This is a genomic window from Alcanivorax sp. HI0083 (assembly GCF_001635175.1).
Genome location: NZ_LWFX01000811.1, coordinates 1 through 429 on the forward strand (window position 1 = coordinate 1; position 429 = coordinate 429).

The window sequence follows — 429 nt, forward strand, 5'->3', positions numbered from 1 at the left end:
GGCTTTCAGGAATGGCAGATTGAATGAATTTCACCATGTCGAGTACAGAGATGGCGGTTGGGTTACCTATGTTGAAAGCCTGCCCATGCACCCTGTTTTGTGGTGCAGTCAGCAGTTGTAGGTAAGCATCTGCAACATCAGTTGCATAAATGTAGCAGCGTTGGAGCAGGCCAGAGCTGCGGATAATGATGTCTTGGTTTTTTAGGCATGAGGCAATGGTTCCGGGTATGATGCGGCTGAAGTTTAAGTCATAGGCTCCGAAGGTGTTGCCACAGCGGGTAATGGTGACGGGAAGAGCATGCGTATGGAAGTAGCTTAGGGCGAGTTGCTCAGTAGCTTGTTTGCTGAGATCGTAGGGGTATTGTGCTTTGAGCTCAAAATCCTCTTGGTAGGGCTGCTTTTGGTGTTGGCCATAGGCTTTATCAGAGG

At 49.2% G+C, this 429-nt stretch carries 1 protein-coding gene; it reads right to left on the reverse strand.

From position 1 onward, the window contains the following. On the reverse strand, nucleotides 1-429 hold a 429-nt coding region (locus A3754_RS07855; RefSeq protein ID WP_156496908.1), incomplete at both ends, for an NAD(P)-dependent oxidoreductase.